The sequence below is a fragment of the Undibacterium sp. TJN25 genome, assembly GCF_049339885.1.
Classification (GTDB): Bacteria; Pseudomonadota; Gammaproteobacteria; order Burkholderiales; family Burkholderiaceae_D; genus Undibacterium.
Window position 1 is genome coordinate 470,710 of the sequence record NZ_JBMPPM010000006.1, and the last position, 16,524, is coordinate 487,233.

Below are 16,524 nucleotides of genomic sequence, written 5' to 3' on the forward strand. Positions count from 1 at the left end.
GACTGCCGTGTTTAATCGTGTTAGAACTTTTATTCCATTCGACAGGTCGGAATTGTAGTTGCTAAGCGAAGTGCTCGCAAGCGTTCGTCAATTGCCGGGCTATAACACAAACCTCATTTCGCTGACCAGCGCCCCGGGCAGTACGGCGCCGCCTGTATGGCGCTCTCCGTAGGAGCGGTCGTCCATCAGCACTTCAGTTTCTCTGGTCAGCGCCAGCAGGTTTTCACCGAGGATGCGGAAGAGCGAATCATCAAAACGCATCACATTCAGCGGCGCCTTGATTTTGCCGTCCTCCACCCAGAAGGTGGCAAAACGCGTCATGCCGGTGATACGGCAGTTGGCGCGATCGGAAAAATTCAGGTACCACAGGTTGCTGACATAGATGCCGGTGCCCAGTTCGGCCAGCACATCGTCCATTGCCAGAGAGCCCGGCTGCATCACCATGGAATTGGCGCTTTCATCGTCATCCGCGCCGTTGCCCGCCAGCCCGTATTCCTTGGCAGTGCGCGGCGATACCATGCTGCCGACCAGCTTGCCTTGCTGGATCAGCGGGGTCACCCGTGGTTTCAGGAAGCCTTTGGCCTGGAAGCCCGGCGCCAGCCCGGTCCTGCTGTCTTCGCTCAGGTTGACGCCTGCCGCCAGGGAAGCATCACCTGTCCGCATGCGTCGCAGCGGGCTTTGATGCGTGCGCAAGGATTTTTCCGCCAGGCCGCCCCAGTTCAGCATGCCTACCAGTTCGTTGAGTGCGGTAGGCGTCAGGTAAACCCGGTAGTTACCGGGTGGCACGGTGACCGGCGGAACCGCCAGCAAGGCCAGCCGCTCCGAGGCTTCTGCAAACTTGCGTGCAAAAGCGGCCGCGTCCCATTCAAAGCCGGCGTAGTTGGATTTGACGGCCTTGTCGGTGGAGTGGAACAGGCTCCAGTCGAAATTGAAGTTTGCTGTTTCATACCAGTTCCGCTGGCCTTGCGAATTGGCAAAGCCGCGGTATAGCGAGCCGGCGATCAGGATGCCGACCATGTCTGTTCCCCGGGAGGCTGCCAGTATCTGGTCCACCATGCTGTCCGTCGAAACCAGGTTGGACGGCAGGATCTGCGTGGTGTTTTGCGTGCCGGCGGCGATCAGCAGATAAGGGTCTTCCGGCAGGTCCGGCAATTGCTGCCTGAGTTGCGCCATTGCCTCAGCCAGCGAAGCGCTGTCTTCATCCAGATTGCCGGACAAGGTAAGACTGCTGTTGGCATGCCGCGCGCCCTGGATCAGGCTGATCGTCAGCACGCGCTGCACGACATACCCGGGCTGCCTGATGGCGCTGCGGTTGAAGCGCACAAAATCGCTGGATTCGCCGGAAAACCAGCAGGTGCTTTGTTCGCCTGCCTGCAGCAGCGTATCGACACGCGCTGCAATTTGATGGAAAAATGCTTGCATCAGACCTGGCCTCCAAAGACATCTACTTTTTCAAACAGGCAGGCCGGGGAGGCATGCCCTACACGGATCACCTGCGACGGCTCACCCTTGCCGCAGAAAGGCGTGCCCATTACCGAGAAGGTGGATTCATTGCCCACTGCTTTCAGCGAGCGCCAGAAGCTTTCGGAGATGCCCCGGTAATTGGGGTTTTTGACGAGGCCCTTCAGTTCGCCGTCCTGGATCAGCTGGCCGTATTCACAGCCGAACTGGAACTTGTTCCTGGAATCGTCAATGGACCAGGACACATTGGTATCCATCAGCACACCGTATTCCACCGACGCGATCATGTCTGCCAGCGGTGTCTTGCCAGGCTCTATGTTCAGGTTGGCCATGCGGTCTATCGGCGGCCGGTTCCAGTCGCAGGCACGCGAATTGGCCACGCCGGCAATTCCGGCCCTTGCCTGCGACACATGGCCGCCCAGCGGGCGTTCCAGCACGCCATTGCGGATCACGTAGCTTTTTTCTGCGGCATGTCCTTCATCGTCCCAACGGTAGCTGGCAAATTGTTCTGCCCGGCCGGGGTCGTAGCTGACATTGAACAGGTCCGAGCCGTATTTGAAATGGCCGAACATGTCCAGCGTGACGAAACTGGTGCCGGCGAAATTACGTTCGTCGCCCAGTATCCGGTCCAGCTCCACAGGATGGCCTATCGATTCGTGAATCTGCAGCATCATCTGTTCCGGCATCAGCAGCAGGTCCATTTTTCCGCTGGGGCAGTTGGGCGCCGCCAGCAGGTCCAGGGCTTCCGCTGCAAGACGTTTCCCCGCGCCGTAGAATCCTGCCTGCTGCAGCACTTCCATGCCCCCCTGCCGGCAGAAACCGTTGTACTGGCCGCCCAGGCTGCGGGTTTGCGTGTCCACGCCCTGGTTGGCGGTGGCCGCCATATTCGGGATGATGTAATGAAATTCCTGGTGGATGTCGGCGCCGGCCGTGCTCAGGTAGAGCTGTTCGGAGCGGGTCGTGCCTATCGATGCATACCAGTCGACGATACGTTCATCCAGTTTGCAGTCGCGCGCTTCCTGCATCAGCAGCCCGATCAGGTCCTTGCGCGACCAGCCTGCAGCGGCAGGGCCGCTGTAGCTGCCGGTAGCGGCGGTCTGCTGTATGCTGCCATAGTCGATCACCGAGCGCCCTGCGCTGACCTGGGCCCAGTGCAGGGCGCGGTCAATGGCTTCCTGCAATCCCGCCGGGGACAGGTCGCTGGTGGCGGCATAGCCGTAGCCTCCCTGATGAATCACCGTGACCATGGCGCCGCGATTGCGGGAAGTGGACAGCGGTTGCAATATATTCTGGCGCACGCGCAGCTGTTCGCTGCTTTCATCCACCACGCGCAGCGAACAAAAATCTGCTGCGGGGGCAAGTTGTTTGAATAAGGCTCTTACTTTGTCCAAGATGTCTACCTTTGTGCAAGCTGCAACCGGAAAAATGGGGCGCGCAGGCGGCTTTATACACCTGCGCTTTAGCCAACCGCTGCAAGCAGCGGGATTAACGGCTAATGGCCATGCAGGCCGCGTGGTATCGCATTCAGCAGGGTCCTGGTGTAGGGCTGGGTCGGATTGTGGTACAGGTCGTCCGAGTTCGCCAGTTCCACGACTCTGCCTTTGTTCATTACCATGACCTGGTCGGCAATGTACTTTACAACGGCCAGGTCATGCGAAATGAAGATATAGGATAGCCCAAATTCTTCCTGCAGGTCTTGCAGCAGGTTCAGCACCTGGGCTTGCACCGACACATCCAGTGCTGATACGGATTCATCGCATACCAGCACTTCGGGTTTCATCGTCAGGCAGCGCGCGATGGCAATGCGCTGGCGCTGGCCGCCGGAGAATTCATGTGGATAGCGATGGAAGGCCGCAACCGGCAGGCCGACTTTTTCCAGCAACTGATACGCCATTTTCGAGCGTTCGCCGTCGTTCGCGCCTATGTTATGTATCAGCATGGGCTCCATCAGGATCTGGCCGACCGTAAAGCGCGGATTCAGCGATGCGTAAGGGTTCTGGAAGATGATCTGGATGCGGCGCTTGTATTGCAGGAATTCCTTGTTGGACATGGACAGGATGTCCTTGCCTTCAAAGATAGCCTGTCCCGACGTCGCCTGGTGCAGGCGCATCAGCGTCAGGCCAACAGTGGTTTTTCCGGAACCGGATTCTCCCACTACGCCCAGCGTCTTGCCGCGCGCCAGCTTGAACGACACGTCTTCCACGGCGCGAAACTCCTTCCTGCCGAAAAAGCCTTCGCGGCTGTAGAAGCTCTTGCCCAGATTGCGCACTTCCAGCACGATGTCTTCCTTGCCCGTCAGGCCGCGCGGGCGTTCTTTTTGCTCTACCAGTGCGCCGTTATTGTTCATGAAGTCGCTGATCACCGGCAGGCGCCATGGACGCGAGTCGAGCGAAGGGCGGCAATGCAGCAGCGCTTGCGTGTAGGTATCTTTGGGCTGCTCGAAAATCTGCCTGACGCTGCCGGCCTCGCGCACTTCGCCGCTGCGCATGACGATCACGTGGTCGGCGATTTCACCGACCAGCGCCAGGTCATGGGTGATGAACAGCACCGACATCTTGTGCTTTTTTCGCAGCGCTTCGATGAGGTCGATAATCTGCTTCTGTATCGTCACATCCAGCGCGGTAGTCGGCTCGTCGGCAATCAGCAGTTTCGGTTCGCAGGCGATTGCCATCGCAATCATCACACGCTGCTGCTGGCCGCCGGACATCTGGCTGGGATAGGCGTCGATCTTGGTGGCAGGGTCGGGAATGCCGACTTCTTCCAGTAAGGCGATGGAGCGCTTGCGCGCCTGCCTGGCATCCATACCCATGTGCAGGCGCAGCACTTCGCCGATCTGGAAGCCGACGGTGAATACCGGGTTCAGCGATGTCATCGGTTCCTGGAAAATCATCGAGATTTCCTTGCCGCACAAGTCACGCCTTTCCGCAATGCTCATGTCCAGCAGGCTGCGACCTTCAAACAGGATTTTGCTGCTAGGCGCAATGCTGGACGTATCCGGCGGCAGCAAGCCCATGATTGCCAGTGAACTGACGGATTTGCCGCTGCCGGATTCGCCGACCAGCGCCACGGTGGAATCGCGCGGTATCTCGAAGGAGATACCTTTGACCGTTTCCACGCTTTCTTTTTTATTGATGCGGAAGCTGACGCTCAGGTTTTCGACTTTTAACAATGTATCTTGGCTCATGGTCTGTCCTTATTTCAGCTTGGGGTCGAGCGCATCGCGCAGCGCATCGGTGAACAGGGAGAATGCCGTCACCAGCACCGCCATGGCCGCCGTTGCCGCCACCAGTTGCCACCATTTGCCCAGAATTAGTTCGTTCTGTGCTTCGTTCAGCATGCTGCCCCAGGACACCACGCCGACCGGCACGCCGAAGCCCAGGAAGCTGAGGATAACCTCGGACTTGATGAAACCCACTACCAGTATCGATATCTGCACCAGCGCCACATGGCTGACGTTGGGAAAGATATGTACAAACATCTTGCGCCAGTGCGACGCGCCTATGGCATCCGCTGCCCACACATATTCACGTGCCTTGTGTTTCATATATTCGGCGCGGATCAGGCGGAAAGGGCCGGTCCAGCCGGTGAAGGCCAGGATCAGGATGATGGTCGTGATGCCTTTTTGCTGCAGCACCGCCGCGACGGCGAGGATCAGCAGCAGATAGGGAATGGAGGTAAAGATACTGTAGAACCAGTTGAAAAAATCATCGACACGGCCGCCGAAATAACCTGCCGATGCCCCGAATACTGTGCCCAGCAGGGTCGCCAGGAAGGCGGCAACCAGGCCCACGACGATCGAGGTTTCCGCACCCTTGACGGTTTTCTTGATGATGTCGTGCCCCCACTTGTCGGCCCCGAAAGGCAGCGTGGTTTGTTTTTCCAATACGGCGGCCTTGCCGGTCTTGGCCAGATCCGCATTGATTTCGGCCATTTCCTTGGCCAGCGGGTCGGCAATGCCATAGTCGTTGACGGGGGCTTGCGCTGCGCCGCCGGGCTGCTTGCGCAGTTCACGGATGATGTCTTTCAGCGGGTCCAGCGGATTTTCCGGCGGCGGAGCTTCTGCCTCGGCCTTGCCTGCTCCGGCGCCATCTGCGCCGATAAAGCTTGGCGGGGCATAACTGACGGCGATTTCCTGCTCCCAGTCAGCCGCGATAAGGCCGGTGGCGGACAGCGCCAGCGTGATCAGGAAGGCGATCACGATGCCCAGTGCCGTCATTGCTACCTTGTCGGCGCGCAGGCGGCGCCATGCCAGTGCCCAGAGACCCGGGGAAACTTGTGCTTGTGTTGTGGACATGTGTGTTTCCTATTTCAACTGTACGCGTGGATCGACTGCCTGGTACAGGAGATCGGTCAATAGATTGAACAGCATCGTCGCTGCGGCGACATAAACGGTAATCGCCTTGATGACCGGGAAGTCGCTGCGTTCCACGGCCAGTATCACTTCGCGGCCTATGCCTGGGATGGAGAAAAAGCGCTCGATCAGGAAGGCGCCTATCAGCAGCGCCGGCAGGTTGGACATGACGTGGGTAATAATGGGGATGGACGCATTGCGCAGTACGTGCACCCATTTGACGCGCCTTTCCGGCACACCCTTGGCGCGCGCGGTCCGCACATAGTCCTGATTCACTTCGTCCAGCATGAAAGTGCGGAACAGCCGCAGGCTGGGCGCCACGCCGACCGCCAGTGCGATCAGGATGGGAAGCGCCGAGTATTTGAACAGGTTTTCCGCAAAACTGTCACCCCATCCCTGCACAGGGAACAGGCCGAATTTGTAGGCGAACACGTACTGGCCGACGATGATGTAGACCAGAATGCTGACGGACATGCCCATGGTGCAGGCAATCATCACTGCACGGTCGGTCAGGCTGCCGCGCTTGAAGGAGATCACAAGCGCCAGTGCGATAGCTACCAGGGTTTCGATAATGGTCAGCGGCACCAGCACGGTGAACGAAGGGCCGAGACGGGTGGCGAGAATGGAGGAGACCGTTTCCCCGGTGCTCCAGCTGGCGCCAAAATTGAAGGTCACGATCTGCTTGATGAAGATCCACAGCTGCACATAATAGGGCTGGTCTATGCCCAGCTGCTTGCGGATGTTCGCAATCATTTCCGGATTGGACATCTTGCCTGCCAGGATGTAGGCCGGGTCGCCGCCAACCCAGTTGAACAGGATGAACACCAGCAGGATGACCCCCAGCATGGTGGGGATCATTTGCCAGATACGGCGCAGGATATAGGCTGTCATTGGATGCTCTCTTGATTTCTATACAGATGTTTGCTGCAGTTCGGCGTGAGTTTCGATGCGAGGTTCGACAGGTGGATCGTGGTCATTTGCGCTTCTCAATATCGAAGAACATCCATTCGCCATAGATGATGGGGTGCTTTTTGTAGCCGATGACGCGCGGCTGTGCCAGCATGCTGCGGTAGCGCGCGAAGCCGATCAGCTGGGCGGCGTTGACTTCCATGATGCGGGCCATCTTGTGGTACAGCACGTCACGCTCTGGGCCGGGCGGCAGCTTTTGCGATTCCACATACAGCTTGTCGTACTCGGGAATGGCTACGCAGCCGTTATTATTCTGGCCGGTATTGGGGCCGTAAAACAGCTGCATGAAATTGTCCCCGTCCGGATAGTCGGCCAGCCATGGTGCATTCCGCGTCTGCAGCTGGCAGGCTTTTTCAGCTTTCAGCAGTTCGCTGAACTGCAGCAGGTCTTCCTTCATTTTGATGCCGATGGAGTCGTAGGATTTTTTCCATACTTCGGTCTGCAATTTACCTACCGGGCCGGAGCGGGCGCTGTAGCGGACTTCCAGCGGTTTGCCATCGGGCAGGGTGCGGTAGCCATCCGGGCCTTTCTTATAACCGAACTTGTCCAGCAGCATGTTGGCCGCAGCGGGGTTGTACTGGATCATGCTCTTGTAATTGGGATCGTGGCCTATCACGCCCGGCGGGATAGGGTAGTTCAGCGCGACGGCATTTCCGTTGTAGACGATTTTGATTTCTTCGTCGATATTATGCGACATGGCCATTGCGCGGCGCAGTGCGATCTTTTCCTTGCTGAAGCCGCCCAGCACGGGATCTTTCATGTTCCAGTAGTAATAAGTCACTTCAGGATCGGGAATGCGGGACAGCTGCACGCCTTTTTTTGCCAATTCAGGCTTCAGCTTGCCATCGTCCAGGGCTTGCGGCGCCAGCGGGCCTTCCAGTTCAAAGATATCGATCTCGTCGTTCTGGAATGCCAGCCAGCGCGACTGGTCTTCCAGCATCACACTAATTTCCACGCGGCCGATCTGGGGCATGCGCTTGCCCTTCATGGCAGCGGTAATTTTCTGGTCTTCAGGGCTGGAGCCACCCTGGTAATTCCAGATTTCGCCGCGGAAGCCGGGGTTGGCCAGCAGCACGATCTTGGAGCCGCGCACCCATTCATCCAGCGCCACCATATAAGGGCCGGTGCCGACCGGGTGATCCAGCACCGCACCCTGGACATCCCTATACTTCTCTATCACTTCCCTGGCTACTGCGCCGTTGGGGTTGTGCGCCAGGATCAGGCCCATATTGAAGTCGGGCTGTGTCAGGTGCAGGCGCAAGGTGTATTTGTCGATCAGTTCCAGGCCCTCGACCTTGGCATCGTAGTCGAACTTGCCGGTCTTCTTGGCTTGGTTGGCCAGCGCATCGAGCCCGACGATCTTGCCCTCAAACAGCCAGGTATGCGGGGAGGCCAGTTTGGGGTCGAACAGGCGCTTGATGGAATAGACATAGTCCGCCATCGTGAGTTCGCGCTTCTTTCCGCCGAAAGCGGGGTCGGGAGTGAAGTAAATCCCCTTTTTCAACCGGATCGTATAAGTCCTGGCATCGGCGGATATTTCCGGCAAGGCTTCGGCTGTTCTTGGAATCAGCTTGACCGGCGACGCCATGTAGTCATAAGAAAACAGCGTCTCAAAAATCGTGTAATTAATGCCTGCGGTATATAAGTCCCTGGTTACGGCAGGATCAAAGCCTGTTTCTGCGACGTTGAAAACCCATTTCAGCACTTTGTCCGGGTCGGCGCCGTTCGCCGTTGCAGCCGGAGCTGCCAGTGCTGTAGGGGCACTGGCAGCTACCAGGCCGGCCAGCAGCAGAGCCTGCGCGATGGGAAATAATCGTTTGGAAAAAAGACGTAGCTTCATTACTTGGTAATCCTCAAAGGACGGATGGTGCAGGCTGAATGTGTGCGAATTTACACCAAAGAAGCCGCCTGGATGGAATTGTTTTAGTGTGGCGCTTCCCGGGGAAGATGATCAGTGTTTGTCGACGTCGATGTATTCCCAGTCGGAATGCATGATGGGGTGTTTTTTATAACCCTTGACCCATGGACGGACCAGCCAGCTGCGGATGCGGGTAGTGTGCATTAGCCAGGGAGTGTCCGCTTCCATCTGGCGGTTCATCTGGGCATACAGCTTATTGCGCTCTTCCCCCAGCGGGAGAGAGACGGCTTTTTTGTAGAGAGCGTCATACGCTGCCGATTCATAACACGCGTGATTGCCCTGGGTTGCTTTGGGGCCGTACAACAGCTGGAGGAAGTTTTCGCCATCGGGGAAATCCGCATTCCATGCGCCGCTCCACATCTGCAACTGGCAGTTGGTTCCCGCTTTCAGATTGTCAGCGAAATTGCCTACATTGAATTCCACGCGAATGCCGATTTTATCCAGTCCGCGTTTCCATATCTCGGACTGCACCTTTTTGTCGTTTTGTGCTTCGGTGGTCTTCTTGATGGTAAGCGGCGTGCCATCCGGCATGTTGCGGTAGCCATCGGCGCCGCGCTTGTAGCCGAAATGGTCTAGCAGTTTATTCGCTAGTGGTATGTCGTACGAAACGCTGTTGCGGTACTGGGGATCAAAACCCACGACGCCGACCGGAATGATCATTTCATCCTTGACGGCCTGGCCCAGGCGCATCTGGGCGATTTCATCATCGTTGCTGTAAGACATGGCGATAGCGCGGCGCAATGCGATTTTCTCATTCGTATACCCGCCGATGACCGGATCCCGCATATTGAACAGGCTGAAGGTCATGCCGGCGTCCGCTACGCGGTTCATGCGAATATTCTGGCTGGAGAAAGCCGGCTTCAGCTTGTCGCCGTCCAGCACGGTGGGGGCCGCGATCTGGGGCAGCTTGTCTATATCAAGCTGCTTGTCCTGGAACGCCAGCCAGCGCGACTGCTCCTCTTCGATGATGCTGATTTCCACACGGCCGACCTGGGGCATCTTTTTCCCCTTCATGTCCTTGACGATCTGCTCATCCCAGGCGCTGCCTGTCGACTGGAAGTTCCATGTATAGCCGCGGTATTCAGGATTCGCCACCAGCGTGATTTTGCTGCGCGGCAGGTATTTTTCCATCATGTAGGCGCCGGTGCCCACCGGGTGCAGGCCGGTTTGCGGACTGTAGGTGTCAATCACTTCGCGCGATACCGCGCCAAATGCGCCATAAGCGACGATATACAGGAAGTTGTAGTCGGTTGCGTTCAGCTCTATCCGCAGCGTATAGCGATCCAGCGCTTTCAGGCCCGCGACCGGCGCATCGTAGTCGAATTTGCCTGTTTTGTTGGCCTTGGCAACCGCTTCGCTCATGCCGAGAATCTTGCCATCGATAAAACTGGCATTGGGAGAGCGGTTAACCGGGTCCAGCACGCGCTTGAAGGTATAGATGTAGTCATCGGCGGTAAGTTCGCGCCTCTTGCCTTTGAACGCCGCGTCAGGCGAGAAATAGATGCCCGGCCTTATTTTGAAAATAAATACTTTGCCGCCTTCACTCACTTCAGGCATCGCCTCCACCGTTCTGGGGATGAGTTTTGCAGGACTGGCTAGATAGTCATATGATAACAAAGCCTCGAAGATCGCTTCGCTGACCCAGCCCGAATAATGATTCTGCGTCTTTGCCATGTCGAAGCCGTCGTCCGGCGCTTCAAAAGCTTGCCGGATGACTTTGCCTGGATCCGCAGGGCTTGCCGCTTGTGCAATACCCACCGTGCCAGCAAACAGCGTTATTTCCAGCAAGGACATGCCTGACCTGAAATTTAGTTTCCACATTTTGCCTGTGTCCTTACAGTGGCCTTGCTCGAACCCTGTGCACACAGGGAGTACCAAAAAAAAGCGCTAACCATAACGCAAGAAGATATTTAGGGGAATAATTTATAAAAAATTTTTTTCGTTTCGTCGCACCAAGTTAGTGCAATTCTTTCTTTTCAAAGAGACAAATAGGGGAATATTTATAATTGTATTTCCGTAAAGAAATTATTTATATCGATCTTATTGCAACGTAAAGACACAAAATTCTAATAATCGTTGGATATCCTTGATTCATAAAGAAATTTTATTCTGGTTTAGAGGCCACCCGGCAAATTAAAAGCCAAACCGTCTTGCTGGCGTATAAGCACATGCTTTTCCCGTGTTGCACAGCACAAAAATGATGCGGACCGAAACAGGGGTTTTGTCTATGAAAAACAGGCTGTTGTTTTTTTGTGAAAGCTGCAAAAGGCATTGTTGACAGGGCACTGTCAACAATGGTTCCATGCGCCATCAAGATTTTTTTTTGATACGTTAATTTACAAGTGTAAGCAGTAGAAAATAGATTTTTTACACCAGTTTGCACTCGCAATATCGTGTGTCTAGAGAAATTTTCTCTAAACTTTTCCTTAGGAGTTTGACAAATGTTAAAAGAAAAAATATTGTCTCAGTCAGTGAGAATGATATTTTCTGGCGGTATTGTCGTAAGCATGGGCCTGCTGGCTCATCCGGCAATTGCGCAAGAAGAAACGACTCAACGCGTTGAGATCACCGGTTCGGCGATTAAACGTATTGATGCAGAAGGTTCCGTGCCTGTTACCGTGGTAAAAATCGATGACCTGAAAAAACAAGGTATCACCACGATTGAACAAGTCATGGCTAACCTGAGCGCGGCACAGTCACAACAAAGCACTAGTCAGGTAGTTGGCTTGTCCACAGGCGGTGCATCATTTGCTGACTTGCGCGGTATCGGCGCCAACAAGACTCTGGTCCTGTTGAACGGCCGTCGCCTGGCAAACAATGCATACGACAGCTCTGCACCCGATTTGAACATGATCCCGTTTGCAGCTCTGGAACGTGTTGAAGTTCTGCGTGACGGCGCATCCGCTCTGTACGGTAGCGATGCGGTTGGCGGCGTAATCAACTTCATCACCAAAAAAGATTTCAAGGGTTTCACTATTACTGCCGGCGCGGATTCTCCGCAGCATGACGGCGGCAAATCGAACAACTTCAACGTTGGTTTCGGTGCCGGTGACCTGAACAAAGATGGCTACAACATCTTTGGTGTGATCGATCACCAATCCCAGGATCGTGTTGGCGGTACTCAGCGTCCTTTTAACACACGTTACTCTGGCGGCCTATCTCCAACGACTAGCCCAGCGAACTATTTCCAGGGCGGCAATAGCCAAAATCCGACGGCACCATCCTGTGCTGCTGGCACTAACCTGATCCCTGACGGCAAAACCGGTTGCAACATGACGACCTCCAGTTTTGTTGATTACATACCTAAAAGCGAGCGCACCACTGCCTTGCTGAAAGGTACTTTGAAAATCAGCGAAAATCATGAACTCGGTGTTGAGTACATGACTAGCCAAAACAACGTATCGAGCCAGATTGCTCCGGTACCATACGGCGGCCTGCGTCAAAACCCATTTCTGATCGATGGCGTTACAGCTAACCCATACTATCCAGGCAACTCTGGCAATTCTTTCCAACCTGCTCCAGGTACAATCAGCAATACTTATGTACCAGCAACAGGTCTGCCGGCAGGTGCGCAGCCAGGCTTCGTGAACGTTAAATGGCGCGATTTGCCTAACGGACCACGTGCCGACAACAACGTCAACAAACAAGAGCGTTTCATTACTTCGCTGACCGGCACAATTGGTGCGTGGGACTACGATGGCGCCTTGACTTGGAACCAGAACAAAGTCTCTGAAAACCTGATGGGCTACAGCGATGGCGGTATCATCACTAAAGGTGTGTTGAACGGTATCATCAATCCTTACGGTGCTCAAAGCGCAGCAGGCACGGCGCTGATCAATAGCGCGGCATTGAATGGCAACATTCAAAACGCTAAAGGCACAACTAAAACCGCTGATTTGCATGCCAGCCGTGAGTTGGGTGATTGGCTTGGTGCTGGCCGTCCAGCTGCTCTGGCAATTGGTGGCCAGTATGAAAAGGAAAGCTTCCTCAGCGCAGCTAACCCTGATTATGCCGCTAAAGTTGTCGCTAGTACTGGTATTGATCCGAACACAATCAATGAAGGCTCGCGTAATATTTCCGCGCTGTATGCTGAGTTGAATTTGCCTGTTCTGAAAACTTTGGACGTCACTGTTGCCGTCCGTGAAGATCATTACAGCGATTTCGGCAGCACTACAAACCCGAAAGTAAGTTTCCGCTTCCAGCCAACAAAAACAGTGTTGCTGCGTGGTTCCTACTCAACAGGTTTCCGTGCACCGTCTCTGTATGAGATCAACTCTTCACAGACTTACACCAACACGACCCTGCAAAATGATCCGATCAACTGCCCAGGCGGTTCTCCGATTGCTGGCAAGAGCTCTGCGGCTAACTGCCAACAGCAGTTCCAGTCTCTGACAGGTGGTAACAAAAACCTGAGCCCAGAAAAATCCAAAAACGCGACACTGGGTATCGTTATCGAACCAATCGATAACCTGACTTTGGGTCTGGATATCTGGTCGATCGAGTTGAGGAACGCGATTGGTACATTGCCAGCAGATGACGTATTCGCAAACAATGTCAAGTACGCTTCTCTGTACCATCGTAATCCTGCCGGCGATCTGGCAACGGATGGTTCCCAATGTCCTGATCCGACAACTTGCGGTTATGTCGATCTGCGTACGCAAAATTTGGGCGGCACCAAAACAAACGGTGCTGACATCAGCGCAACCTACAAATTGCGTGCCGGTGCATATGGCAGCTACACATTCGGTCTGAACAGTACTTATGTCAATAAGTATCAATATCAGAATGAAGCTGGCGGGGTTTGGATCCAAAACGTTGGTGTTTATTCCGGAATTGCCCCAGTTTTCCGTTGGCAGCATAATGCCACTGTGAACTGGACTGGCGGTGCTTTCGGCGCTGGCTTGGCTGCTCACTATAAATCAGGCTACGTTGATGGCCCTAACGATGTCGAACCAGCCAATTATCATGTTCCTTCTTACTCAACCTTCGACGGTTATGTAACTTGGAATATCGTGAAGGCATTCTCGTTGACAGCCGGTATCCGCAACCTGTTTGACAAGGATCCTCCACTGAGCTATCAAACTCAGACTTTCCAAGCTGGCTACGATCCACGTTTCACAGATCCACTTGGTCGCACATACTACCTGCGCGGTACATTTACATACTAAGACTATGTAAGCAGTATCAAGCAATATTAGTAGCGTAATACTTCGCCCGGGATTTTTCCCGGGCATTTTTGTTTTGTGCTTCCATGGCCTGACAGGCCCCCTTCCTTTCTCTTTTTCTTTTTCTTTTTCTTTTTCTTTCTCTTTCTCTTTAATGCTTGCCTTCGCTGCGTGGGTTGCCTATTGCGGTGCTTTGCTCCTTCCTGCGGGTGTGATTGTGCTTCACCCAGCAGAAGGTGTTTGCCTGGCTGAGCATTTGCAATGCCGATATAAAGTACGGCAGGCGTTTTTAAGGCATTTTTGATTACTCGGGGCATTGCCCAATAAGCGCCCCAGGATTTGCCGTATGGCTGCTTTGCGGATGCAATACAGCGATCAAGGGACGGATGTTCTGGACGAGGTAGCACTTATAAAGGTATAGGGTTCATGTCTGGCACTCATGCCAACTGATTTTCATTTTCAGGCGGTTTCACTTGGAACTCAGGCATGAAAGTTGCTCATTTATTTGCACATAGATACCGCAACTTCGGGGATGCATTTTTTTAGTTTTTTGATCGTGGAACCCTCTTTTTCATACCGAAGACCGGCTAATGAAAAAAAAATCTAAAAAATAATTTTTTAAAATCGAACGGGGAAAACACTGTTTTATCGAGAAAATTTCCTTGAGGAATGTGATTTTTTGATTTTTGCAGTGCAAACATGTTGCTTCGCACCAAAGTGATGCAGTTTTTTTGCCCCGCATATTTGGTTTGAAAGAAAATTTTATTTTGGTTCAATCCAGATGCAACAAATTTTAAGAATTTGCTGGTGATATATTGGTGAGTGCTATAAATTTATGCTGCGATGCACAAATAAAATGCACTTAAAAATCAAGCCTGCTTAATGAAATTTGCTTGTTGTTTTTTTTGTTAGGCATGAAAAAAGCGGTATTGACAGGAATGCCCCGGAAGTGGTTCCATGCGCAATCCAAAATTTTTTTGCTATTTTAATTTTCATAAACGAGTTGGTTAATCGTTTGCGCTGATGAATTTGCAAAAAGACTCGTTAATGACGAACAAGTAATTTCTTTGCTTTTTTGTAGTATGTTTTGGGGGGTATGTGACAATTCAGACATGGTATATTGCAATGGATGAATTGTCGGTGCCTGAACGTTAATGTGCCGTCCGGTTTTTTTAAAAGACGGTTAATTTCATATACCTTTTTATTGGCTGAATGCATTTATAATGCGTCTCTTGTTTAAGCCGAGTAGTAAAATGCAGTGGTATTGGAGGAAGTAGGTATGGATTTTTCGGATCGACAGCAAGAGCCTGGCAAGAAGTTTACGGGCTTGGCGCTGGTAGTAGTATTTCACTTGGCGTTGGTATATGCCTTGCTGAACGGATTGGGACACAAGATACTGGAAGTGGTCCAAAAGCCGTTGGAAACCAAGATAGTAGAGGAGGTGAAGCCGCCGCCACCGCCGCCGGAAACGCCACCGCCGCCGCCGCCCAAACTGGCCGCGCCGCCGCCGCCGTTCATCCCGCCGCCGGAAGTCCAGGTGCAGCCGCAAGTACAACAGCCGACGATCGTCTCGACGCAAGTCAAGCCGACCACGGACGTACTGCCTAAAACGGTGACAGCGCCAGTAGAAGCGCCAGTGAAGGCCTCGACAGGACCGGTATCGGTAGCAGCAGTGATCGACTTCAATGCCGCAGGCTGCAAGCCCGAATGGCCGCGCGCCTCGCTGCGTAACGAAGAAACAGGCACAGTAGGACTGGCCGTGTTGATCGGAGCAGACGGCAGCGTATCAGACGTCAAGATTGAAAAATCCAGCGGATTTAGAAATCTGGACAATGCAGTAAAAGCCCAACTGATGTCGGGCAGCTGCAAAAACAAACCAGGCACAGTCGATGGCAAACCGCAACAGCTCTGGACCAAGGTGAACTACGTATGGAAGCTTGAGTAAGACGCGCGGCTGAAGACCTGACCCAGGACTGGAGCCAAAAGCTACTCAAGCAATACCCCAAACCCACACGTAAGCATTAATTTAAATTTTAAGGAAGTATGTTCATGAAAACCCGTTTATCCTCATTATTTGCGGCAGTCTTGTTCTCTCTGACAACTGCTACAGCCTTCGTCGCTGCGCCACAAGCAACAGCAGCAGATGCAGCCTCCGCCACAGCTGCTGCGCCAGCAGCAGCGCCTGCAGCAGACGCAGCCCCGGCAGCAGCGCCGACTGACGTCGCAGCCCCAGCGCCAGTGGCCAAAGAAACAGTCGAAAACCCCTACGGCCTCGACGCCCTGTGGAAAGGCGGCGACTTCGTCGCCCGCTCCACGCTGATCATCATGGCCATCATGTCCATGGGCAGCTGGTACATCCTCATCACCAAATTCGTCGACCAGCTCAAAATGAGCGGCCAGGCTAAAGATGCCAAATCCAAATTCTGGAAAGCCGCTTCCGTACAAGCCGGCGTGACCAGCCTGAAAGAAGGCAGCCCATTCCGCTTCATCGCCGAAACAGCGACTAAAGCCACCGACCACCACGAAGGCGCTTTGCTGGAACAGATCGACCTCAACACCTGGGTCTCCATGTCCATCCAGCGCGCCGTCGACAAAGTACAAAGCCGCCTGCAAGACGGCCTGGCCTTCCTCGCAACAGTCGGCTCCACAGCACCGTTCGT

The 16,524-nt window shown here is 54.0% G+C and carries 11 protein-coding genes; 3 read left to right on the top strand and 8 right to left on the bottom strand.

From position 1 onward, the window contains the following. Positions 1–99: 99 nt before the first annotated feature. The 7 genes from ACO0LO_RS17870 to ACO0LO_RS17900 form a co-directional block, all read right to left on the bottom strand. Entirely contained in the window at positions 100–1,422 is a 1,323-nt protein-coding gene (locus tag ACO0LO_RS17870) for a TldD/PmbA family protein (RefSeq protein ID WP_422965858.1), read from the bottom strand. Further along, positions 1,422–2,852 (bottom strand): TldD/PmbA family protein, encoded by a 1,431-nt coding sequence (locus ACO0LO_RS17875; RefSeq protein ID WP_422965860.1) that lies wholly within the window; start codon positions 2,850–2,852, stop codon positions 1,422–1,424. The genes ACO0LO_RS17870 and ACO0LO_RS17875 overlap by 1 nt, the downstream gene beginning before the upstream one ends. A gap of 101 nt (positions 2,853–2,953) precedes the next feature. Next, positions 2,954–4,645 (bottom strand): ABC transporter ATP-binding protein, encoded by a 1,692-nt coding sequence (locus tag ACO0LO_RS17880; RefSeq protein ID WP_422965861.1) that lies wholly within the window; start codon positions 4,643–4,645, stop codon positions 2,954–2,956. 9 nt (positions 4,646–4,654) lie between these two features. Further along, entirely contained in the window at positions 4,655–5,755 is a 1,101-nt protein-coding gene (locus ACO0LO_RS17885) for an ABC transporter permease (protein ID WP_422965863.1), read from the bottom strand. A 9-nt stretch (positions 5,756–5,764) separates the two neighbouring features. Continuing rightward, positions 5,765–6,703, bottom strand: a complete 939-nt coding sequence (locus ACO0LO_RS17890; protein ID WP_422965865.1) for an ABC transporter permease — start codon at positions 6,701–6,703, stop codon at positions 5,765–5,767. An 82-nt stretch (positions 6,704–6,785) separates the two neighbouring features. Beyond that, a complete protein-coding gene (locus ACO0LO_RS17895; protein WP_422965867.1) occupies positions 6,786–8,621 on the bottom strand; it encodes an ABC transporter substrate-binding protein in 1,836 nt (611 codons plus the stop codon). Positions 8,622–8,732: 111 nt separating this feature from the next. Continuing rightward, the gene (locus ACO0LO_RS17900) at positions 8,733–10,520 is read right to left on the bottom strand and encodes an ABC transporter substrate-binding protein (protein ID WP_422965868.1); all 1,788 of its coding nucleotides are present in this window, start codon (positions 10,518–10,520) and stop codon (positions 8,733–8,735) included. Positions 10,521–11,140: 620 nt separating this feature from the next. On the opposite strand from ACO0LO_RS17900, the gene ACO0LO_RS17905 reads away from it, so the two are divergent. After that, positions 11,141–13,867, top strand: coding sequence for a TonB-dependent receptor (locus ACO0LO_RS17905; RefSeq protein ID WP_422965870.1), 2,727 nt, complete (start codon positions 11,141–11,143; stop codon positions 13,865–13,867). A gap of 26 nt (positions 13,868–13,893) precedes the next feature. On the opposite strand, the gene ACO0LO_RS17910 is transcribed toward ACO0LO_RS17905, so the two are convergent. After that, positions 13,894–14,181, bottom strand: coding sequence for a hypothetical protein (locus tag ACO0LO_RS17910; RefSeq protein ID WP_422965871.1), 288 nt, complete (start codon positions 14,179–14,181; stop codon positions 13,894–13,896). A gap of 962 nt (positions 14,182–15,143) precedes the next feature. On the opposite strand from ACO0LO_RS17910, the gene ACO0LO_RS17915 reads away from it, so the two are divergent. Both ACO0LO_RS17915 and ACO0LO_RS17920 read left to right on the top strand, forming a co-directional pair. Further along, positions 15,144–15,809, top strand: a complete 666-nt coding sequence (locus ACO0LO_RS17915; RefSeq protein WP_422965873.1) for an energy transducer TonB — start codon at positions 15,144–15,146, stop codon at positions 15,807–15,809. A 104-nt stretch (positions 15,810–15,913) separates the two neighbouring features. Next, a partial coding sequence (locus ACO0LO_RS17920) for a MotA/TolQ/ExbB proton channel family protein (RefSeq protein WP_422965874.1) occupies positions 15,914–16,524 on the top strand: 611 nt, incomplete at its 3' end.

What these genes read in the sequence shown, in the direction of transcription:
- ACO0LO_RS17870 (WP_422965858.1), bottom strand. Translation starts at nt 1,422, where the DNA reads ATGCAAGCATTTTTCCATCAAATTGCAGCGCGTGTCGATACGCTGCTG.
- ACO0LO_RS17880 (WP_422965861.1), bottom strand. Translation starts at nt 4,645, where the DNA reads ATGAGCCAAGATACATTGTTAAAAGTCGAAAACCTGAGCGTCAGCTTC.
- ACO0LO_RS17885 (WP_422965863.1), bottom strand. Translation starts at nt 5,755, where the DNA reads ATGTCCACAACACAAGCACAAGTTTCCCCGGGTCTCTGGGCACTGGCA.
- ACO0LO_RS17890 (WP_422965865.1), bottom strand. Translation starts at nt 6,703, where the DNA reads ATGACAGCCTATATCCTGCGCCGTATCTGGCAAATGATCCCCACCATG.
- ACO0LO_RS17895 (WP_422965867.1), bottom strand. Translation starts at nt 8,621, where the DNA reads ATGAAGCTACGTCTTTTTTCCAAACGATTATTTCCCATCGCGCAGGCT.
- ACO0LO_RS17900 (WP_422965868.1), bottom strand. Translation starts at nt 10,520, where the DNA reads ATGTGGAAACTAAATTTCAGGTCAGGCATGTCCTTGCTGGAAATAACG.
- ACO0LO_RS17905 (WP_422965870.1), top strand. Translation starts at nt 11,141, where the DNA reads ATGTTAAAAGAAAAAATATTGTCTCAGTCAGTGAGAATGATATTTTCT.
- ACO0LO_RS17910 (WP_422965871.1), bottom strand. Translation starts at nt 14,181, where the DNA reads ATGCCCCGAGTAATCAAAAATGCCTTAAAAACGCCTGCCGTACTTTAT.
- ACO0LO_RS17915 (WP_422965873.1), top strand. Translation starts at nt 15,144, where the DNA reads ATGGATTTTTCGGATCGACAGCAAGAGCCTGGCAAGAAGTTTACGGGC.